Below are 19279 nucleotides of genomic sequence, written 5' to 3'. Positions count from 1 at the left end.
CCCGGACAGCCTGTAACTCTCGCCACTGGTCCGTCTGTCGTAGCTATACGAGAACCGGGCCTTCCCGCGCACGACAAAGGTGATGCTGAGCTCAGCTCCCGCCTGCGACAGTTGGCGGATGGCGAAGCTCCCCCTCGACCCGCACCTGATGGAGCGCACGGTCGTCGACCTCGCGGCCGCGGCCTTCAAGAACGCGCGCGCCCTGCACACCAGCGCCCAGGCGGTCCTGGACGCACACCAGTGGCCTGCGTCTTTCTCGTTCGCCGCGCTGGCCCTCGAAGAGGTCGGCAAGGCCGCGCTGTGCATGATGACGCTCTCCATGCCTCCCGCCGTGCGCGAGGAGTTCCGCCCCGACTTCGAGAAGGCGTTCACCCACCACCAGACCAAGGCGGAGTTCGCCCACCTGGTCATGGCGATGGCAGGTGACGACGTGCCGGCCAGCATCGAGCAGCTGGTGGACGATGTGGTCGCGGCCGCCCGCCGAACGAACGCCGTGAAGTTCCGCGGTCTGTACGTCGACTACACCGACACCGGGGCGCTTCTGCAGCCCCAGGACGTCGGCGAGAGTGATGCCCGGTGGATGGTCGCCGCCGTTACCGCCGCGCTCGCTGAGGCATGCCCGGCCGAGGACGCCGTCGCCGAGCCGGACGTCTTCCTGGACTTCATGCGACAGTGGCAGGACAGCGTGGACCTCGACGCTCTCGGGGCCTACGTCGAGGCGGCCCCGGAGCAGTTCCTCACTCAGGTGCGGGCCATGGTCCGCGACGACGTGTCCCCGCCGGATCTGTTCCTGGGCCCCGTCCTCGCCGAGCAGGTCGCCGCTGCCGACACCCGTGCGGCGCTGTCGGCCGGGACGGACCGGCTGCCCGGCAACAGCTAGGAGCTACGGTCAGACCTGTTGGGTCCAACCGGTCTAACTGCCCTGGAGCTGGGCGTCGTCAGTCACCCGCGCAGAGCAATACTCCTCCCGGGTCCGCGCCCCGGGCCGTGATCGATTGCGCCGAGCTGCGCCATCTGATCGAGTTGGTACGCGACTGATCCCGTACTCGACAGGCCCACGCTCCTGGCGATCTCCCGCATCGAGGGGGTCTCGCCGTGCTCGGCGGTCGCCACGATGTCGCGGATCCCCATGTTCGTCCCCAGCGCGAAGGGAGCGAGCAGCAGGCGGCGCTGGAGGACGGCGCGGTCGATGCGCTCGTAGGCGGCGACCGAGGCGAACTCGTCGGTGAAGCTGGTGAGGAAGTCGGCGTTCTTCAGCACGTCCAGCAGATCGAGCACGCCCCAGCGGCGTATGACCTCGTCCTTGAGCGCCTGGAGGCCGGTGGACTCGTCCAGCCTCTCCAGTTTCGGAACCTTGATCCACGGTTCTCCGTGCCGGTTGGTGACCTTCACCCCGCCCGCCGAGCCGTCTGCGAGCGCCCCGGACAGCCGGTCCAGGGCCTCGGTCATCCGCCGCTTCAGGTCTGTGATGAACGCCTCGGGGTCCGTGGGCTGGCGGATCGCCGCGTAGTGCACGGTGCGGGTGGCCTCGAAGTCGCCGGGCAGGTCGTCCCACTGGTGGACTGTCGGTATTCGAGGGTTGCAGTATTCGCCGTAGAGCGAGCAGTTCCGTACCCGGCTCGGTCACGTCAGCGGTGACAAGGTGTAAAGCTCTCGCCGAAGGGTCGCTGTCTGCGCGAAGACGCCGGAGCAAGAAGAAGACTGGCCTCTTGTGGTGAACCCGCGCCGGCCGCCCGCGCTCCGGTGCGGGCCTTCGCCCTCTGCCACCGCGCCGTACGGCCCCCTCCTGGCAGCGGCAATCCCGCGCGGCAGAAAGCTCACCGGCGCTACGAGGTTCACGGCGCCGGTAGGGCACCGATCTGCTGCATCACCCCGAGGAGATCGGGCTGGCCCCGTTCGCCGACGATCCGGCCGTCGGCCAGGTGGTAGAAGTTCATGGCCTGCACCGAGATCTTGTTGCCGCTCGCCGGGATCCCGAAGAATTCACCGTCGTGGGTTCCCCGCATGGTGAACCGCGCGGCCACCGTGTCGCCTTCGGTGACCGTCTCCTCCAGCGTCCACTGGACGTCCGGGAAGGCGCTGCGCATCATCCCGAGGACTTCCAAGTACCCATCGGGCCCCCGCAGTGGTTCCGGGTGGCTTGGCGCGTGGAACACCGCGTCCGGAGAAATGACCTCGCGGGCGAGATCCTCGTTGCCCGTGTTGATGAACTCGACGAAACGGTTCATCACTGACTCGCTGGACTGCGATGGCATCTTGCTGTGCCTCTCCAGAGACGTTGGGTGGGTACCTGGGAGCTTACATCGAATCGATGTCTACATCGATTCGATGTTCGCATGCGAAGATAGGGTCATGCTGGAACTCGCGATACTCGGCTTCCTCGCCGAGGGACCCCTGCCTGGACACGAGCTGCGCCGCCGCGTCTCACAGCTGACCGGCTATACGCGGCCGGTCAGTGACGGCAGCCTGTATCCGGCGATCAACCGTCTGACCAGGGCGGGCCTGATCGAGCGGCGCGCCGACCCAGCTGCGGGGGCGGCCCGGTATGTGCTCAGCCCGACCGCGGCCGGACGGGCCGAAATGCTTCAGCGTCTGCGCAAGCCCGCCGACCACGAGATCACCGACTTCACCCGGTTCTACGTCGTCCTTGCCTTCCTCTCCCACCTGCCCGACGTGGCCGAACAGCACGCGGTGCTGCGCAGACGGCTGGAGTTCCTGGAAGAACCGGCGAGCTTCTTCTACGACAACGAGCGGCCCCTGCGTGCCGAGGAGGTCGCCGACCCCTACCGGCGGGGCATGCTGCTCACCGCCCGCGCCACCAGCCGCGCCGAACGGACCTGGCTGCGCGAGACCCTCGGGGAGGAACCGCCCGCATTCGACACCGCATGCACCGTCAGCGATCCGCATGCGCCCGCCGCTCCCGCGAGCTGACTGTCCACGGAGGTACCCCCATGCTTGCTTCCTGGTACGACGAACAGGGCCCCGCCGCCGATGTCCTGCACGTCGGCGAACTCCCTGATCCCGTCCCCGGCCCCGGCGAGGTCCGCGTCCGCGTCACCGTCTCGGGCGTCAACCCCGGCGACACCAAGAAACGGCGCGGCTGGCTCGGCTCGTCCATGCCCTTCCCGCGAGTGATCCCGCACAGCGACGCCGTCGGAGTCATCGACGCCGTGGGCGCCCAAGTCGACGCCCGCCGCGTCGGACAACGGGTCTGGGTATACGGCGCCCAGTCCTACCGCCCCTTCGGCACCGCCGCCCAGTACACCCTCGTACCCGACCACCAGGCCGCACCCCTGCCCGACCACCTCAGTGACGAGCTGGGGGCGAGCCTCGGCATCCCCGGCATCACCGCCCACCGCACCGTCTTCGCCGACGGCCCGGTCGACGGCCAACTGATCCTGGTCCACGGCGTTCTCGGCGGCGTCGGCTCCCTGGCCGCCCAGCTCGCCCACTGGGCCGGCGCCACCGTGATCGCCACCGTCCGCCGCACCGCCGACCTCGACCTCGTCGACCCGGCCGTCGTCTCCCATGCCATCGCCCTGGACACCGGCGACCCCGCCGCGGCCATCCGCTCGTACGCGCCGCGAGGCGTCGACCGGATCATCGAGGTCGCGCTGTCCGACAACGCCGACCTCGACAACGCCATCGCCGCCAACAACGCCGTCATCGCCGCCTACGCCACCCGCACGGACCGCACCGAGATCCCCTTCTGGCCGCTGCTGTTCAACAACGTCACCCTGCGGCTGCTCGGCAGCGACGACTTCCCCGCCGAGGCCAAGCGCCAGGCCGCCCGAGACCTCACCTCCGCAGCCGCCGTCGGCGCCCTCACCGTCGACGTCGGCGACCGTCACCCGCTGGACGACATCGCCAAGGCCCACGACCACGTCGACGCCGGCGGTGGCCACGGCCGCATCCTGCTCACCATCCCCCAATAAGGCAGACTCGGAACACTGCCCTGCTCAACTGCCTAGCCCTACGGGTCGGCCCGTCGCGCTGCCAAGTAATCGGACCAGTTCCCGCCGGCGAGGGTGGCCCAGCGTTCGGCTGTCTTGGGGTGGATGCCGAGCAGGTCGGCGATGACCATGGGCGGCAGGGCTACCAGGGCGTCCGTCATGGCGGTGTTCCGTGCAGCGCGGGCGGGCAGACCGTGGCGTCTCAAGGTGTCGGCGAGGCCGAGAGGGTTGCGCGGGCGTCCAGGGCTGTGACCGGGCAAGAGGTATCTGCATCCGGCCGCGTTGCTGTGCCGGGGGCTGTACTGCCGCTGATCGTCGATGAGGCGGGCGAGCTTGGGCGGGAGCACGAAGGGGTGGTGGTTGACCGTCAGGTAGGTATGCCCCTGGTCGCGGCGAATGTGGTCGTCGGTGAGTTCGACGATGCGGGTCAGGGGGAGGGCGTAGAGGCGGACGAGAGCAGCCGCGACGCGGACCTCCAGGGGCAACGCCGTGTCGTTGAAGCAGCGCAGCAGCTCTTTTCGGTGCTCCTCCTCGGCCTGGAAGTGGCCCGGGAGTTGGGCGGCTGAGCGCTCGATGACCAGATCGGGCGGGCAGAGACGTCGTGCAGTGCTCCAGCGGAGGAAGGGGATGGAACGGGAGCGCAGGGTTGGCCGCTCGATCGCCCAGGTGTCCAGATGCCGCTGCTGGAGCTGGGAGAGACTCAGGTGCTGGGTGCCGAGCCAGTTCAGGAAGTTCATGGCGGCGAGGACGTTGCCGCAGTCACCCTTGTGTGCGGCGTAGGTGTAACGGCCGCGGGATGAGCGTCGGCGGGCGTCGCGGATGATGTGCCACTCGGCGAACGGACGGATGAGGTTGGCGTGCCGCGCTGGCAGTTCGGCCACGGTCCGTTCGACCCAGTTGGTGAGGAGGGCGAGATTCTCATCGCGTGGCGGCAGGATGCCGGCGGTGACGAGTAGCCCACGCACGTAGGCGGTGGCAGCCCGCTGCGGCAGCGTGTCCAGGGATTTGTGGTTCAGCGCTTCGGGATCGAGTGCCAAGCGTCCCAGCAGATGGGCGGTAGGGCTTCGGCGCAGCCACGGCAGGACGCGGTAGGGGTTGTCCGCTCCGGTCAGTACCGCGGCGAGGGGTTGGAGTGGCTGGGCCACGCTTGCGTCCGCGGAGAGCAGATCGGTCACGCGGGCGGCCAGGGTGCAGCGGGGGCAGCGGCGGCCGGAGTAGAGGTCCGCCGGCTCATCGCAGGCTGAACAACGCTCGACCGGTTCGTCGGGGAACGAGTACGCCTTGCACAGGAGGGTTCCCTCGGCCGTCTGACCGATCAGGATGCGCTGTCGGTTGCACGAGGCGCACGGTGCATGGCCCTCCGTGCCGCCGATGATGCAGTCCCATGCCGCGTTGGGGGTGACGTTCGAATGTGCCATCGCCTCAACACGAGGGTATTGGCACAAGAACGTCCGGTTCGAGACCACCGACGACGACCGACTCCACGCCAAGATCACCGGTCCCAACATCGGCCTGTACGACCCCACTGTCACCCCATTCGTGTTCGCCGGCCCTGACGTTCATGACGCCTTCGATGGCGCTCGGTACTGCGCGCAATCCACGAGCGCCAGCAACGCCTGAAGAGACATCGAGCTGATACGGCGAGTTCCGCTGATCGCTCACATACACCGGAGGTCACGCAGAAAGGAGGCGCGATGTCGCTGGATGATGAGGACGATGACTGGGAGTCACTCCTCAATCTGCCACCGATGCTCGGCGTCGCCCCGCTGCTCGCGCTCGCCGGCATGGGGTTGAGCAAGCTGCTGCGCCGAGGACAGCACGGGCCGCAGAAGTGGGATTGCGTGAAGCTCGTCCATGCCGATGACCTTCAGACATGGACCGTATTTCCGCGGTATCAGGACATCGATACCCTGACGTACGGGGACTACCGCGTCGGCGCCGAGGCTCTGCGCAAAGTCCGCAAACGGGTGGCGCCGCTACTGAAGGTCCGTCGGAAGCTCGCCGATCTCGACTCAGACCAGGTCGTCAGCTACCACACCGAGTACGTGGATGTGCCGAGGTCGCTCCTGCGGCAACCGGTGCGTTTGAGGCTCAAGCATGAGCGGATCCCGGGCACATGGCTCGAGAGCGACGATGGGACGGTGTCGATGTCCTCCAGCGGGGACTCGGTGCTGGTCCGGGCGGGGTGGGGCCGACGCCTGACCGCTGTCCGCTTCGTCGGCCCATCCCGCGTCGCTCACAAGGAAGCAATCGAACGCATCACGCAGGAGTGGGAAGCGGCGACCGAGGAGCAGCGGAGCGAGCTGGCTGAAGTCGAGACGAGCCGCTTCGGGCATCCGGTGCTCTTCGTCTCACACCGCTGGGAGACGGACGAGCATCCGGACCCAACCGGGCAGCAACTGCAGCGGCTTCGCGCCCTGAAGGACTGCTGGATCGTTTACGACTACGCGTCATTCCCGCAGCTGCCGCGGACGGAGGCAGAGGAGGCGCAATTCAAACAGATCCTCGATTCCATGGCTGAACTGATCACCAAGGTCGTCATCCTCTCCTCGCCGGATTACCTCACGCGAGGCTGGCTGGTCTTCGAGTATCTGGTGGCCTCGCTCGCGGCGGACATCGTCTGCGACGAAGTGAACGACCCCGACTTCGTCAACTTGCGTGACTGGGTGGCCACCCAGGCCCCGCTGCCGACCAACCTCTGGCGGGACAGCTGGGAATCGCAGCAGAACAACCACATCAACAGGATGGTCCTCGCCGCGGTGAACCGGCTGCTGCCGACCTACGGCAACGCTCGATTTCGGACGGAACACGACTCCACCAAAGTCACCGAGCTGCTCGTCGAGCGTCTCAAGGCGCAGTTGCCGCCACGCAAGGAGTATCAGCTGTACCTAGGCGAGTGGAAGAGCGTCCCGTGGACGGCCGAGGACCTCGCCAAGGCGTTCCAAGGCGAGATCGAGATCCCGCCCGACCATTCGATGAATGTGAGGCCATTCCGGACGCGTGTGCCGACAACACTCGAAGAAGCCGTCGCTCAAAAATACAAGGTGCGAAAGCCGAGTTGGAAGGACCGCACGAACCCATTCGGGTTACTTTGATGAGATTCCACCCCTGTGCCGTCCTCGCCCAGGGCGAAGATCACGGCATTGTTCGGGGTGCCGGTGATGTTGTCGTTCCCGCTCGTACCGGTGATCGCGGCCGTGGCGGTCGCGCAGTCGGCGCCGGCGCCGCGGCCAACAGCACCGACACATTGTCGCATCGTGGACCCTGAGTAGGCCATCGCGGTCCCGGACGGGAAACCAGCGCCTTCTCAAGCGCCAACAGCCAGGCTAGCGACCAGAACTGACACTCCAGCACCTCCTTCAGCTAGCCTGCCGGGGCGCCCGACCGGCCTCCACCGGCTGATGGGGCCCCCACGCGACACGGTCTGGATCACCGCCTGTCAAAACTTCTGACAGCAACACCGGCTTCCCGGGCCGTCCCTATTCCGACCCCGTATCGGCCTGCGACTGCTCTGAACGTCCGATCCTGCTCTATCAGGCTGGTTGGGAGGTCACTGCGTCTGCTTGCGGGTCTGCTTCACTTCCTGATCAACGGCCCAGGCGTCGGCGACCGGGCCGAGGTGGCCGAGCTTGTCGGGGTTGATGACCGAGCGGATGGTCTGGATCTGCCCGTCGAGCACGTCGAGGGCGAGGATGTGGAGGACCTTGCCGTCGCGATCGCGGAAGAGCGCGCCCGGCTGGCCGTTGACCTCGTGCGGTTCGAACGTGATGTCGACCTGTGCCATCAGCGGGTAGACGGTGGCGAGCAGCCTGGCCACGTTCTCGGCGCCGGCGACGGCCCTGGCCAGCTGCGGGGCCTTGCCACCGCCGTCCCCGACGAGCTGGACTTCGGCCGACAGCAGACTCTGCAGTCCGTCCACGTCTCCCTGCGCCAGTGCCTCGAAGAACCGCCTCGCCAGCTCCTGCCGCTCCTGCCGGTCCGCTTCGAACCGGGGCCGCCCCTCGTGCATGTGGCGGCGTGCCCGTACGAGCAGCTGTCGGCACGCCGCCTCCGAGCGTCCCACGGCCGCGGCGATCTCGTCGAAGCCGAAGGCGAAGACCTCCCGCAGCACGAACACTGACCGCTCCAGCGGGCTGAGCCGCTCCAGGAGCAGCAGCGCCGCCATTGACACCGAGTCGGCCAGCTCCGCCGCGCGGGCCGGGTCCTCGTACGGATCGTCCAACAGCGGCTCGGGGAGCCACGGTCCGACGTACTCCTCCCGTCGCACCCGGGCGGAGCGCAGCACGTCGATGGCAATCCGGGTCACCGTGGCCGACAAGAACGCCTTGGCCGACACGGGCCGGGTGGTCGAGGCGTCGTAGCGGAGCCAGGTTTCCTGCACCGCGTCCTCCGCCTCGCCCACGCTGCCCAGGATCCGGTACGCGATCGAGAACAGCAGCGGCCGCAGCTCCTCGAACTCCTCGACCTTGCTCACGCCGACTCCCCCTTGCGGTCTGAGTGCCCGGCCGGACCCGCGCCGACGAGGCATCTTTCGAAGATCATCCGATGTGTGAGCGGAGCGGACAACGCCCGCGCCCGCGGACGACCTGATGGCCTTGAGCATGCCGTCCCGGCCCCGGCAGGCCTGACCCGGGCCAGGGGTGCGGTGGCGGTTCAGTGGAACTGTCCGACCTGGTAATCGCCGGCCGGCTGCTGGGTGATGATGTTCAGCCGGTTCACCGTGTTCATGAACGAGACCAGCAGCACGAGGGCCGTGAGCTGCTCCTCGTCATAGTGCTGGGCGGCACGCGCCCACACCTCGTCGCTGACCCCGGTGGCCGCGTCCGCGACCCGGGTCCCCTGCTCCGCCAATGCGAGCGCGGCGCGTTCAGCCTCGGTGAAGACCGTTGCTTCCCGCCAAGCCGCGATCAAGTTCAGCCGCACCGGGCTCTCGCCGGCCGCGGCGGCTTCCTTGGTGTGCATGTCGATGCAGACCGCGCAGCCGTTGATCTGGCTCACGCGCAGCGCCACCAACTCCTGCGTCGTGGCCGACAGCGGCAATTCCTTCAGCTCCCGGCCAGCCGACATGAAGTACTTGAGCGCCTTGCCGGCGGTCGGGTTGGCGAAGTAGTTCAATCGCGCGTCCATCGTGTGCTCCTCCACGTTCGTCGATGCCTTCACACCCGAGACGAGGCGGCCCTCACTCCTGTGACACGGCACGGTGTGACCCACGTCTCTCCACTGTCTGGGTCCGGGCATGTCACAGGCCGAGTCGCTGCCTCGTCTCGGGTGCGGAAGTCCTCGATCAGGGAGTTGATGATGAACGTCGCGCTGTGGATCATCGCTGGGGTGCTCGCCGCTGTCTGCCTGGTGGGCAGCTCCAAGATGTTCGTGCCGCAGGAGAAGCTGGCCGCGATGGGCTCCTCTGCACAGTGGGTCCTGGAGTTCAGCCCCGGCGCTCTCAAGGCCATCGGCGCCGTCGAGCTGCTGGCTGCGGTAGGCCTGATTCTGCCCGCGGTGCTCGACATCGCGCCGGTGCTGGTGCCGCTGGCCGCCACCGGACTTGTTGTGCTGTTTGCCTGCGCGGTCACCATGCGTCTGCGCCGTGGCGAGAAGGCCACGATCGCCGGCGACCTGATCTACCTCGCCCTGGCTGCCTTCGTCGCATGGGGCCGTTTCGGTCCCATGCCCTTCACCAGCTGACCACCGGGGTCGAGTGCCGTCCAGGCCCGGCTTACTCCTCCTTGCCGTCGTCGTCATCGTCGAGGTCGACGGCGTCCGGGTCACGCAGGGGCCGCAGCCCGCTGACCGGCTGGGAGGCGGTGAAGTTGTACCGGCCCAGGACGTTCAGATTCTTGTGCTTGAGCGGTAAGAGCCGGGCGACGTCCTCGTCGCGGATCTCGTGGCCCTCCGCCCGGAGCTGGGCGACCGCGGCTTCGATGTAGCGAGTCGTCCAGAGAACGACCGCATTCAAAACGAGACCCAGCGAGCCCAACTGATCTTCCATCCCGTCCCGGTATGCCTGGTGGATGGTGCCCTTCTGATCCGGGACAGCCTGCCGGATCTCTCCTTCATAGCTCCGCAGATCGACTGGGCAGCGCGTCATCCAACGAGTCGTTCCGAGCAACTGGCTAGGCGAATCCCTCGACTACACCGCGATGCCGCCGGTCCTGGAAGAGGGCACACCGCTCGCCTGGGTGCCGTCCCCTCCCGTCATCCGCCATCTTCTGGCCGCGCCTGATGCACAAGCTCGCGCTGAAGTGCTGGAGGCGGACACCGAGGAGATCGTGGCCTCGTGCCGAGAGGCTCTCAGCGCCGTCAGTCAACCGGACCTCCGTCAGCAGGCAACCTTGCTTGACGATTGCCTGACCATGGTTGACACCAGCATGTTGGCGGGGGCTCAAGCGCTCGCCGCGTCTGTCTGGGGCACGGTCTACCGGGGCGTATGGCGTGCCGAACCGGCCTTGAAGACGGCTGGCTTCTTCAAGTACAAGGACGTGGCCAAGAAGCTCCCCAAGATCGATCTGGACGACTCCACCTTGCTGCAGTTCCGTCAGGCCTGCGTTTTCGCACGGTTCGTGAAGGCTTGCGAGGACTTCCACGACAGCCATCCGATTCCCACCGCCTTCAACCGTCACGCCACTGCTCACGCCGCCGGATCCGCCCAGTACAGCAAAGCGAACGCGCTGACGGCACTCATGCTGGCCGTGAGCCTCGTGTGCGAACTGCAACAGGGGGACCTCTCCCATTCGATGCGCAGGTGACGATCACACTGGTACGCGGTGGGCTGGTCGGGATGATGCGGGTCCGTGCGATCGATCCCGGCTAGGACGCGTTCGCCGGGTGTTCGCGGCACTCGCGAACATCGCCACGTCTACAACGTGGATCAGAGCGGACGATCGCGGCGCGCAGCTCCGCGCGCTGCTGTGCTTGCTGGACGTGCCGGTTGCGGCGCACGGTGGACCGCTCCTGCCGGCGGAAGCCGACCAGGATCCCCAGCACGCCGATGACGCCGATGATGGTGGATGAGGCCAGTTCCATGCTCATGTCTCCTTGACCCAGGTCGAGTTGGGCGGTGGAACGGCGAACCCCCGGCGCGTGGCCGGGGGTTCGGGCGGGGGCTACCAGGAGCTCGGGGCGTACTTCTCGATCAGGCTCATCAGCCAGTCGGGGACGTCGACTCCGGGGGTGGTGCTCCACAGGCTGATGTTGTCGGCGACCATGTCGACGACGCCGTTCGGCAGGACGGAGGGCCAGGCGGGGCGGGCGGTTAGGCCAGCAGCAGGTCGTCGTCGCTGAACGGCATCGTGAAGTCGTCGTCGGGGTGGGTTCCGACGTGGTCGGGGCCGCTCCACTCGTTGAGGTTGTGGGTACCGCGCTTGTTGAGTCGGCGGTTGCAGGTGTAGCCGTCCTTGCTCATCAGGCCGTACACGCCCTCCAGAGCGAGCGGGTTGCGGAACGGCGCCTTCGGGCGGGTGAAGGTGGGTGCCCGGGTGGCCGTACTCGGTGGTGGCCGCACTGGAGACCGGCCGCACGTCCTGGACGGCGGTGCTGGACGCGGTCCGCCTGGAGCCCGGCGCCGATGTCGCCGCCGTGACCACGGTTCAGATCCGCGAGGTCGTCGAGCGGCTGGTCGCCGCCGGCCAGTGGCGGCCGGGTGACCCGAGGGTCCTGGTTGTGCTTGACGCGGGATACGACGCTCCGCGCATCGCCCACCTGCTAGTGCTGTGACCGGGAAGGTTTGCCGGGTTGAGTAGGCTGAGCCGCTGCGATCAGGGAGGGCGGGGATGACGCGGAGGCCGTCCGTCGATGAAGCCGTGGGGCTACTTGAAGGCGAGCTGGAGGCGGGGCAGCGCGCGCTCGCCGACCTTGGCACGGAAGACGTCTGGCAGGCTTTCCTCCGCTTCGGCCGACGGCTGTTCGACATCTCCGGAGCGCCTGATGGTGACGGCCTTCTTTTCCAGTACGGAACCTACTCGTTCGACGGTTCTCCGACGTTCATGGTCGACCTGACACGGCAGTTCGAAGTCTTCGACGCCGATGGTGATCACGATCATTACGTGCAGGTCCACTGCGAGGTCCGATACGGATCCGAACCTGCCCTGGAAGCCCTGGGAAGCTTCGACTCGTGGTTCTTCCACGGTGCTGGTGATGATCTCGAAGAATGGGCCCGAGAACTGACCGAGCTGTCAGCTTGGACGACGATCAGGACGCTCACGCCGACCGAGATCAGGGTGTTTCAGGAGCAGGTGTGATTGCTCAAGCAGCAGTCGTAACCGGCCGGCCGCCCCATCGGACGTGTTTCTCACTTCGGATGCGGGCGCGTTCACGTCACTGGTTCGCGAGGACGTCGGGGTGGCGTCGGCTCTGGTTGCGCCAGCGCAGGTAGGCGTGCAGGGCCCGGGTCTGCACGATGTGGTTCGCATGGTTGGAGTTGGCCAGCGTGAACTGTCGCAGCGGTCCGAAGTGAGCCTCGATGGGGTTGGCCCAGGACGCGTAGGTTGGGGTGAAGCACAGCTCGACCTTGTTCCGGTCTGCCCACCTGCGGATTCGCCAGTTCAGGTGGGCGGAAAGGTTGTCGAGGATCACGTAGATCGGGGCGCCGTCCGGACGGGCGGCGCGGATGGACCGCAGGGCGGCCCAGGTGTGGTCGATGCCCTTACGACGCCGGTTGATCCCCCACAGCTTGTCGTCGCCGACCGAGTGGCAGCCGTGGAAGTAGGTGATGCCGTGGGTGCGGCGATAGGTCGCCGGCAGCCGCTCCGGCTTGCCTCGTTCGGCCCAGCAGGAGCCGGCGGTCGGCCGGATGCCGAGTGGGCCGAACTCGTCAAAGGCGAAGGTACGGTCCGGTCGCTCGTTGATGGCGTACTCGATCCGGGCCAGCTTGGCGTCGAAGTCCGAGTCCGGGGACTCCTTCCACGTCTTCGTGCGTTGAAAGGAGACCCCGTGGCGGGCCAGTAAGCAGCGCAGTGTCTCCCGGCCGATCGTGATCGGCCGGGAGACGTTCCGGCGCAGGTGATCGACAAGTTTGCGGATCGACCAGCGCGTGAAGGGCTTGCCGAGGGCGGTGGGGCGGGTGATGGCCGTCTGGATGACGAAGTCCTCGTCGTCACAGTTGAGCAGGCGGGGACGGCCTCCCGCCCACTGAGGGTTGAGGCATGCGAGCCCGATCTCATTGAAGCGGTGGATCACGTCCCTCACAGTGTCTTCGTTTGCCTGCACCAGGCGGGCGATGACCGGGACGGTGCTGCCGCCAGCCGAGGCCAGCAGCATCATCGCCCGCCTGAACTGCACTGAGCTCGTGCTGCCCCGTCGCACGATCTGCTGAAGCCTCTGCCCCTCCCGCTCAGTCAGCCTGCGAACCCTGACCGGTAGTGCCATTCCCGCCCCCTGGTTGAAGTCCACGTCCAACCAGCACAACGAGCAACCCGGCAAACGTTCCCGGTCACAGCACTAGCGTCGGCGATCCGGTGCTGGTGACCAGCGCCTGGGGCCTCAGCGGCCCAGACGCCGATGAAGACGATCCTGTGAGCTGGCTGCCCTATGAAGTAGTCGGTCGGTTCTTCGGCAGGGTTCTTGGGTCGCTTGTTCGGTCGGTAGCTGGGGCCGTTCATGATGACCTGGTGGCTGGTGTTGATCAGCCGGTCCAGGAGCGATTCGGCAACGACGGGGTTGGGGAAAAGGGGATACCAGTCGCTGGGTGCCCGGTTGCTAGTGATGATCAAGGAACGGCCCTGTCGCTCGGAGACGAGCTCGTAGAGGTCGTCGGCCTGGGCCGCGGGCAGTTGGCGCATGGCAAAGTCGTCGAGGATGAGGACGTCGGGGCGGACGAGTTCGCGGATCCGTTTCTCCAGGTGCGGTCCGCGTGGCCGCCGGCGAGGTCGGCGAGGATGCGGCTGGTCTTGGCGAAGCGGACGTGGGCGCCCTGGCGGATGGCGAGGTGGCCGAGGGCCTGGGCGATATGGGTTTTGCCGACGCCGACCGGGCCGAAGAGGATGACCGACTCGCCTGCGTGGAGCCAGCGCAGGGCTCCCAGGTCCCGAATCTGCGCGGCGGGCAGTTTCGAGGAGGCGGTGAAGTCGAACTCCTCGAGGGTGACCTGCGGCTCGAACTTGGCCCGCTGCAGGCGGCGTTGGAAGGCGACGGTCTCGCGGCGGGTGATCTCGTCCTGGCAGAGGACCTGGAGAAAGTCGAGGTGCCCGAGCTCGCCGCCGTGGGCCTGAGCCAGGCGGGCGTCGAGGGCCAGCATGCCGGACAGTCGCAGGGCCTTCAGTGACTCCCGCAGGGCGGCGTCCATCACGGTCAGGCTGAGTCCGAAAAAGCGGCGCAGAACTTCTGGGCGAGTTCGGCCAGCGGCGATCGGTATACGGGAGTGTCGGACATCGGGTTCGAACGGGCAGCAGAGGTGTAGGGTCTCGCAGTTCGCGTCCCACGACGCCGCTGTGACCTGTGGCTTTTCGCGGTGTCTCACGCCGTTTCCAGCCGCTCAGTCTCACGACCGTGTCCAGATCCTCAGGGAAACGGCTCCGGGGTTGTCCCGTCTCCTTAGATCTTGGTGTAGGGGGCGCGAGGGCTCCCGCCGCAGGGTCTCCAGTGCTCCGTGTGCCTCCGAAGCCGTGTGGGTCTGTGGTTGTCCGGGCTGGTGCTGCGGAAGGTCATCGCTGTGTCCTGGCGGCATCGGGGAGGTCGGCTGCGGTGGTTGCGGGGGCGGTCGGAGCGGGCTGCATGGACATGGACGCTCTGCGGGGGCGGGTCGAGGCGGTGCTGGCGGAGTTCCTGGACCGCCGCGCTGAGGAGGCTGCTCAGTGCGGGTATCCCGTCGAAGCCGCTGAGGTGCTGCGCGGGCTGCTGTTCGCGGGCGGCAAGCGCATCCGGCCGGCGCTGTGCGCACTGGGATGGGCGTGCGAGGGCCGTACATCGGTGCCCGCGCCGGTGGTGCGGGTAGGTGCGGCGCTGGAGATGTTCCACACTTTCGCCCTGATCCACGACGACGTCATGGACGGCAGCAGTACCCGTCGAGGCCGGCCGACGGCGCACCGGGTGCTGGCCGCCCGGCACGCCGGACACGCGGATGCGGACCGGCTGGGTACCAGCGCGGCCGTCCTCGTCGGTGATGTGGCGCTGGTCTGGTCCGAGCAGCTCGTGCGCACGGCCGGGTTGACCGCTGCGCAGTTGGCCGGGGTGTTCCCGGTGCTGGATGTGATGCGCACGGAGCTGATGTACGGCCAGTACCTGGACCTGCTCGCCACCGGTGAGCCGACCGAGGATGTCGCGCACGCGCTGAAGATCGCCCGTTTCAAGACCGCCAAGTACAGCGTGGAGCGCCCCCTGCACCTGGGCGCCGAGCTCGCCGAGGCAGGCCCTGGGCTCCCGGCGGCGCTGAGCTCTTTCGCCCTGCCGGCCGGCGAGGCGTTCCAGCTGCGCGACGACCTGCTCGGGGTGTTCGGCGACCCGGTCGTCACCGGCAAGCCGGCCGCCGAGGATCTGCGGGATGCCAAACACACCGTGCTGGTCGCCCTGGCCCTGCGCGCCGACAACGGCCGCTACGGAATCCGCTCCCTGTTGTGTGACCGGGAGCGGGGGACGGGCCGGATCGCCGCGTTGCGGTCGGCTCTTGAGGCATGCGGGGCCCGTGCCGCGGTCGAGGACATGATCGCCGACCGGTGCCGCCAAGCCCTGGACGCCTTGGAGCACCCGCTCATCGACCCGGCCGCCGCCGCCACTTTGGGCGCGCTCACCCGGTCCCTGTGCAGCAGAACCGCGTGAACTGCAGCCGAATCCTGCCAGCGTGCCCTGGCTCCGAGCGGCTCCCATCCACAGCCCGCCCTCCGCCACCCCGCACCGAGAGGACCGCCCGCGCGGCAGCACCCGCACCCGCCCCTCCTGTCCCCGTCTACACACGAAGTAGGAGGCTCCACCTTGAGTGTCCGCGACCAGACCGGCCCGGCAGTGCCCACCGCACCCGGGCGTCTGCCCGGCCTGGGGCACACCGTCCAGCTGTACCGGCGTCCGCTGGAGTTCCTTGCCTCCCTCACCGCTCTGGGAGACGTGGTCCGTGTCTATCTCGGCCCACTTCCCGCCTACGTGCTCACCGCCCCCGACGTGGTCCGCCAGGTCCTGCACGACGGCGGGCAGAACTTCGACAAGGGCCGTCTGTTCGAGCGGTCGCGGCCACTGGTCGGCCAGGGCCTGCTCACCGCTCAACCGCAACTGCACCGTATCCAGCGGCCGATGATCCAACCGGCCTTCCACCGGGCCCGGATCGCCCAGTACACCGCCACCATGCGCGCCGCAGCCGAGGAAACCATGGCCGCCTGGCAGCCGGGCCAGACCGTGGCCATCGACCGGGCCATGACCGACCTCACCCTCAGCGTCATCGCCCGCACCCTCTTCTCCGCCCCGCCCGGCAGCGCGGCCTTCACCGAGGTCCACCAGACCCTGCCGGTCTTCGTCAGCGGAGCCGGCCTGCGCGCCCTGCTCCCCGCCTGGCTGCTGCGCCTGCCCCTGCCCGCCAACCGCCGCTTCACCGATGCCGTCGCCCGCCTGCTCGCCCTCACCGACCAGGCCGTCAGCAGCCACAGCAGCACCCCCAACCGCCCCGACGGAGCTGACGGACCTGACGGCCCGGAGGACGTCCTCTCCCTCCTCCTGCAGGCCCGCGACGAGCACGGCCGTGCGATGAGCGCCCAGCAACTGCGCGACGAGGTGCTCACTTTGATCATCGCCGGAACCGAGACCAGCCAGGCCGCCCTCACCTGGGCCCTCCACCTCACCGCCACCCACCCGACGGTCGAACAGCGCCTGCACGAGGAGGTCGACACCGTCCTGGAAGGACGCCCCGTCACCTTCACCGACCTCCCGCACCTGCCCCACACCACCCGGATCGTCAACGAGGTCCTGCGCCTGTACCCGCCCTGGCTGCTCATGCGCCGCGCCCTGCGCCCGGTCACACTCGGCCCCGCCCGCTTGCCGGCCGGCACCGAGATCATCTACAGCCCCTACCTGCTCCACCACGACCCGCGCCACTTCCCCGACCCGGACCGCTTCGACCCCGACCGCTGGCTGACCGACCGCGCCCGCACCCTGCCCCGCGGCGCCTACATCCCCTTCGGTGCCGGCCCGCGCAAATGCATCGGCGACTCCTTCGCCGCCGCACAGGCCACCACCGTCCTGGCCACCCTCGCCGCCCAATGGACCCTGCGGCCCCACACCAGTACCCCCGCCATACCCCGCCCGACCGGCCCGCTCATCCGCCCGCCCGAGCTGCGCATGAGCGTCCTGCCCCGCCACCCGCACCCCACCAGCCCTGGGGAAGACCGTGCCCCCGCGTCTTGACGACCCTCCGGCCGCACCCTCCCCTTCCCCTGCTGGTATCCGTCCCGTCTCCCGTGATCAGCGCGACCTCAAGGAGCGACATCGCATGGGAAACGACCCGATTCCTGTGATCACCCTTCCGTTCCCTGTCCGCAAGCACCCCATGGCAGAGGCGATCGAGACGCACACGCGCCGGTGGGCCCACCAGTTCGGCCTGGCCCGCAGTGAGGCCGCGGTCCGCACCCTGGCATGCAGCAGGTTCGGCGAGTTCGGCGCCTACGCCTACCCCGCTGTGGGGCTGGTCGAGGCCCAGCTGGCAGCGGACTGGCTCGGGTGGCTGTTCATCGCCGATGACCAGCTCGAAGTAGGCAACTACGGCACCACACAGTCATGGAGAGAGGTCACTCAAGCTGTACGAGGAGTCCTGGAACCTTCTCCTGCGGCCGCCGTCGCAGGGCCCATGGCCGACGCGCCACTGATCCGAGCCCTCGATGACATCTCACACCGCCTGGACCAACTGGGCTCACCGGCCTGGAAGAAGCGCTTTGCCCGGCACTTCATGGAGGCCATGGCGGCAGCCGCGCGCGAGATCGACCTGCGCGACCGCAAGACCGCGCCCCGCCTCTTCGAATACGCCGCACTGCGCCGGGAAGCCGGCGGCGTCATCCCCTGCTTTGACCTCATCGAGATCTGCCGTCCGGACAGCGAAGTCCCGGCGGACGTCCACACATCGGCCAGCTTCAGGGAGTTCGTCGCCACCGCAACCGACATCGTCTCCTGGACCAACGACCTGCGCTCGGTGGACAAAGAGGTCGCCTGCGGGATCATGTCCAACATCGTCCTGGTCCTGCAGCACCAGGGACAGCTCTCACGCGAACAGGCGCTCGGTGCGGCCCACGCTCTCATCGACGACCGGATCAAGGATCTCCTGGCCGCCGAGCACCACCTGTCCGGCCTGGTCGACGACCTGGCCCTGGACGCACCGACGCAGGAAGCGCTCCGGTGGTACGTGGCCGGTGTCCGGGACTGGATCGCAGGTTCCAACCACTGGCACAGCAAAGGCACCGACCGCTTCCTCGGCGCCGGCACCGAGCACGTCGAAGACCTCCTGGATCCACACGCACGATGAAGCGGCCCAGCCAATACGGCGAGAAGGACTCGGAACAGCGAACCGACTGACCAGCCTGTCTCAGATTTGTGGCCGATCGGCCACCGGGTGGTCTTCGGTCGTGAGGTTCGGCCACGGAATCTGAGATCCCACAGGTCAGGGCTATGTCTGGGTCATGTCGACGAAGCGGGAGTAGTGGCCCTGGAAGGCGACCGTGATGGTCGCGGTGGGCCCGTGGCGATGCTTGGCGACGATGAAGTCGGCCTCGCCGGCCCGGGGCGAGTCCTTCTCGTAGGCGTCCTCGCGGTGCAGGAGGATCACAACGTCGGCGTTGTCCTCGAGGGCGCCGGAGTCCCGAAGGTCGTTGATCATCGGCTTCTTGTCGATGCGCTGCTCGGGACTGCGGTTGAGGGTGGAGATGGCGACGATCGGCAGACGGAGCTCCTTGGCCAGGAGTTTCAGGCAGCGGGCGATGTCGGAGATCTCCTCGTAGCGGGAACCGAGCGGCCTGGTGCCGTAGGTGAGCAGGTGAACGGCATCGACGACGATGAGCTGTACGCCTGCCCGGGCCTGCAGGTAGCGGCAGTGGGCGCGCAGGTCGTGGACGTTGGAGTAGGCGCCGTCCTGGATGTAGATCGGAGCGGCGCTGACCTCGGGCATCCGCCGGGCGAGGCGGGTCCAGTCCTCGTCGATCATGGTGCCGGAGCGCATGGTGCAGCGACCCGACCAGCCCGGCACCATCGGCGCCGACATCCGCCTGACCGGCGCGTTTCGTGCGGAACACCGCCGTACGGGCCGCGGCCGCCACGCTGTCCGCGCTGCTCACACAAGTCACGGCACGCTACCGAGCCCGGCGACGCGATCTAGGAGGCGCCGAGGAGTACAGTCACCCCTTCGCGTTTACTGACCTTCAAAGCGTGGTGTC

The 19279-nt window shown here is 67.9% G+C and carries 17 protein-coding genes and 5 pseudogenes; 11 read left to right on the top strand and 11 right to left on the bottom strand.

What is annotated here, in order from left to right; translation table 11 throughout:
• Positions 1–118: 118 nt before the first annotated feature.
• Positions 119–880 carry an AbiV family abortive infection protein gene (locus EHO50_RS08985; protein ID WP_164904798.1) on the top strand — a complete coding sequence of 254 codons (762 nt, stop codon included), beginning with the start codon at positions 119–121 and terminating at the stop codon, positions 878–880.
• 62 nt (positions 881–942) lie between these two features.
• On the opposite strand, the gene EHO50_RS44865 is transcribed toward EHO50_RS08985, so the two are convergent.
• Together EHO50_RS44865 and EHO50_RS08975 are read right to left on the bottom strand one after the other, a co-directional pair.
• Positions 943–1515 carry a LexA family protein gene (locus tag EHO50_RS44865; protein WP_246101082.1) on the bottom strand — a complete coding sequence of 191 codons (573 nt, stop codon included), beginning with the start codon at positions 1513–1515 and terminating at the stop codon, positions 943–945.
• 320 nt (positions 1516–1835) lie between these two features.
• Positions 1836–2228 carry an ester cyclase gene (locus tag EHO50_RS08975; protein ID WP_246101081.1) on the bottom strand — a complete coding sequence of 131 codons (393 nt, stop codon included), beginning with the start codon at positions 2226–2228 and terminating at the stop codon, positions 1836–1838.
• A gap of 124 nt (positions 2229–2352) precedes the next feature.
• Here EHO50_RS08975 and EHO50_RS08970 point away from each other — a divergent pair, with 124 nt between their 5' ends.
• Positions 2353–2931: a PadR family transcriptional regulator gene (locus tag EHO50_RS08970; RefSeq protein ID WP_128429347.1), complete on the top strand. Its 579-nt coding sequence runs from the start codon at positions 2353–2355 to the stop codon at positions 2929–2931.
• 20 nt (positions 2932–2951) lie between these two features.
• The gene (locus tag EHO50_RS08965) at positions 2952–3935 is read left to right on the top strand and encodes an NADPH:quinone reductase (RefSeq protein ID WP_128429346.1); all 984 of its coding nucleotides are present in this window, start codon (positions 2952–2954) and stop codon (positions 3933–3935) included.
• A 38-nt stretch (positions 3936–3973) separates the two neighbouring features.
• Here the strand turns inward: EHO50_RS08965 and EHO50_RS08960 are convergent, their stop codons facing one another.
• Positions 3974–5371: a hypothetical protein gene (locus EHO50_RS08960; RefSeq protein ID WP_128429345.1), complete on the bottom strand. Its 1398-nt coding sequence runs from the start codon at positions 5369–5371 to the stop codon at positions 3974–3976.
• 276 nt (positions 5372–5647) lie between these two features.
• Between EHO50_RS08960 and EHO50_RS08955 the strand changes: the two genes are divergently transcribed.
• The gene (locus EHO50_RS08955; protein WP_128429344.1) at positions 5648–7048 is read left to right on the top strand and encodes a hypothetical protein; all 1401 of its coding nucleotides are present in this window, start codon (positions 5648–5650) and stop codon (positions 7046–7048) included.
• 455 nt (positions 7049–7503) lie between these two features.
• Here the strand turns inward: EHO50_RS08955 and EHO50_RS08950 are convergent, their stop codons facing one another.
• Both EHO50_RS08950 and EHO50_RS08945 read right to left on the bottom strand, forming a co-directional pair.
• Positions 7504–8427, bottom strand: coding sequence for an RNA polymerase sigma-70 factor (locus EHO50_RS08950; RefSeq protein WP_128429343.1), 924 nt, complete (start codon positions 8425–8427; stop codon positions 7504–7506).
• 179 nt (positions 8428–8606) lie between these two features.
• Complete coding sequence (locus tag EHO50_RS08945; RefSeq protein ID WP_128429342.1) at positions 8607–9080, bottom strand: carboxymuconolactone decarboxylase family protein; 474 nt, start codon at positions 9078–9080, stop codon at positions 8607–8609.
• A 171-nt stretch (positions 9081–9251) separates the two neighbouring features.
• Between EHO50_RS08945 and EHO50_RS08940 the strand changes: the two genes are divergently transcribed.
• Entirely contained in the window at positions 9252–9635 is a 384-nt protein-coding gene (locus tag EHO50_RS08940; RefSeq protein ID WP_128429411.1) for a DoxX family protein, read from the top strand.
• Between the two features lie 31 nt (positions 9636–9666).
• Here the strand turns inward: EHO50_RS08940 and EHO50_RS08935 are convergent.
• A pseudogene (locus tag EHO50_RS08935) lies at positions 9667–9972 on the bottom strand (Tn3 family transposase); the annotation flags it as partial.
• Between the two features lie 118 nt (positions 9973–10090).
• Here EHO50_RS08935 and EHO50_RS08930 point away from each other — a divergent pair.
• Entirely contained in the window at positions 10091–10696 is a 606-nt protein-coding gene (locus tag EHO50_RS08930; protein WP_128429341.1) for a hypothetical protein, read from the top strand.
• Positions 10697–10757: 61 nt separating this feature from the next.
• Here EHO50_RS08930 and EHO50_RS08925 read toward each other — a convergent pair whose 3' ends face one another.
• Together EHO50_RS08925 and EHO50_RS43940 are read right to left on the bottom strand one after the other, a co-directional pair.
• Entirely contained in the window at positions 10758–10979 is a 222-nt protein-coding gene (locus EHO50_RS08925; RefSeq protein WP_128429340.1) for a hypothetical protein, read from the bottom strand.
• A gap of 223 nt (positions 10980–11202) precedes the next feature.
• On the bottom strand, positions 11203–11364 hold the full coding sequence (locus EHO50_RS43940; RefSeq protein ID WP_164904797.1) for a hypothetical protein: 162 nt from the start codon (positions 11362–11364) through the stop codon (positions 11203–11205).
• 47 nt (positions 11365–11411) lie between these two features.
• Here EHO50_RS43940 and EHO50_RS08920 point away from each other — a divergent pair.
• Together EHO50_RS08920 and EHO50_RS44860 are read left to right on the top strand one after the other, a co-directional pair.
• Positions 11412–11654, top strand: a pseudogene (locus tag EHO50_RS08920) (transposase); the annotation flags it as partial.
• A gap of 65 nt (positions 11655–11719) precedes the next feature.
• Positions 11720–12187, top strand: a complete 468-nt coding sequence (locus tag EHO50_RS44860) for a hypothetical protein (protein WP_246101079.1) — start codon at positions 11720–11722, stop codon at positions 12185–12187.
• 79 nt (positions 12188–12266) lie between these two features.
• On the opposite strand, the pseudogene EHO50_RS08910 reads toward EHO50_RS44860, so the two are convergent.
• A pseudogene (locus tag EHO50_RS08910) lies at positions 12267–13313 on the bottom strand (IS630 family transposase); the annotation flags it as partial.
• A 176-nt stretch (positions 13314–13489) separates the two neighbouring features.
• Positions 13490–14238, bottom strand: a pseudogene (gene istB / locus EHO50_RS08905) (IS21-like element helper ATPase IstB); the annotation flags it as partial.
• A 419-nt stretch (positions 14239–14657) separates the two neighbouring features.
• Here istB and EHO50_RS08900 point away from each other — a divergent pair.
• From EHO50_RS08900 to EHO50_RS08890, 3 genes are all read left to right on the top strand, one after another.
• The gene (locus EHO50_RS08900) at positions 14658–15698 is read left to right on the top strand and encodes a polyprenyl synthetase family protein (protein ID WP_128429339.1); all 1041 of its coding nucleotides are present in this window, start codon (positions 14658–14660) and stop codon (positions 15696–15698) included.
• A gap of 153 nt (positions 15699–15851) precedes the next feature.
• A complete protein-coding gene (locus EHO50_RS08895; RefSeq protein WP_164904796.1) occupies positions 15852–17267 on the top strand; it encodes a cytochrome P450 in 1416 nt (471 codons plus the stop codon).
• A gap of 85 nt (positions 17268–17352) precedes the next feature.
• A complete protein-coding gene (locus tag EHO50_RS08890) occupies positions 17353–18375 on the top strand; it encodes a terpene synthase family protein (protein ID WP_128429337.1) in 1023 nt (340 codons plus the stop codon).
• A 141-nt stretch (positions 18376–18516) separates the two neighbouring features.
• Here the strand turns inward: EHO50_RS08890 and EHO50_RS08885 are convergent.
• Positions 18517–19065, bottom strand: a pseudogene (locus EHO50_RS08885) (DnaB-like helicase C-terminal domain-containing protein); the annotation flags it as partial.
• Positions 19066–19279 lie beyond the last annotated feature (214 nt).

It is taken from the genome of Streptomyces cyaneus, assembly GCF_004028635.1.
GTDB lineage: Bacteria > Actinomycetota > Actinomycetes > Streptomycetales > Streptomycetaceae > Streptomyces > Streptomyces cyaneus.
This window is presented reverse-complemented; position numbering and strand designations above follow the sequence as displayed.

Bases quoted from the DNA above. Each gene is read 5' to 3' on its own strand.
- EHO50_RS08985 (WP_164904798.1), top strand. From the start codon at position 119: ATGGCGAAGCTCCCCCTCGACCCGCACCTGATGGAGCGCACGGTCGTC.
- EHO50_RS08975 (WP_246101081.1), bottom strand. From the start codon at position 2,228: ATGAACCGTTTCGTCGAGTTCATCAACACGGGCAACGAGGATCTCGCC.
- EHO50_RS08970 (WP_128429347.1), top strand. From the start codon at position 2,353: ATGCTGGAACTCGCGATACTCGGCTTCCTCGCCGAGGGACCCCTGCCT.
- EHO50_RS08965 (WP_128429346.1), top strand. From the start codon at position 2,952: ATGCTTGCTTCCTGGTACGACGAACAGGGCCCCGCCGCCGATGTCCTG.
- EHO50_RS08960 (WP_128429345.1), bottom strand. From the start codon at position 5,371: ATGGCACATTCGAACGTCACCCCCAACGCGGCATGGGACTGCATCATC.
- EHO50_RS08955 (WP_128429344.1), top strand. From the start codon at position 5,648: ATGTCGCTGGATGATGAGGACGATGACTGGGAGTCACTCCTCAATCTG.
- EHO50_RS08945 (WP_128429342.1), bottom strand. From the start codon at position 9,080: ATGGACGCGCGATTGAACTACTTCGCCAACCCGACCGCCGGCAAGGCG.
- EHO50_RS08940 (WP_128429411.1), top strand. From the start codon at position 9,252: ATGAACGTCGCGCTGTGGATCATCGCTGGGGTGCTCGCCGCTGTCTGC.
- EHO50_RS08930 (WP_128429341.1), top strand. From the start codon at position 10,091: ATGCCGCCGGTCCTGGAAGAGGGCACACCGCTCGCCTGGGTGCCGTCC.
- EHO50_RS08925 (WP_128429340.1), bottom strand. From the start codon at position 10,979: ATGAGCATGGAACTGGCCTCATCCACCATCATCGGCGTCATCGGCGTG.
- EHO50_RS44860 (WP_246101079.1), top strand. From the start codon at position 11,720: ATGACGCGGAGGCCGTCCGTCGATGAAGCCGTGGGGCTACTTGAAGGC.
- EHO50_RS08900 (WP_128429339.1), top strand. From the start codon at position 14,658: ATGGACATGGACGCTCTGCGGGGGCGGGTCGAGGCGGTGCTGGCGGAG.
- EHO50_RS08890 (WP_128429337.1), top strand. From the start codon at position 17,353: ATGGGAAACGACCCGATTCCTGTGATCACCCTTCCGTTCCCTGTCCGC.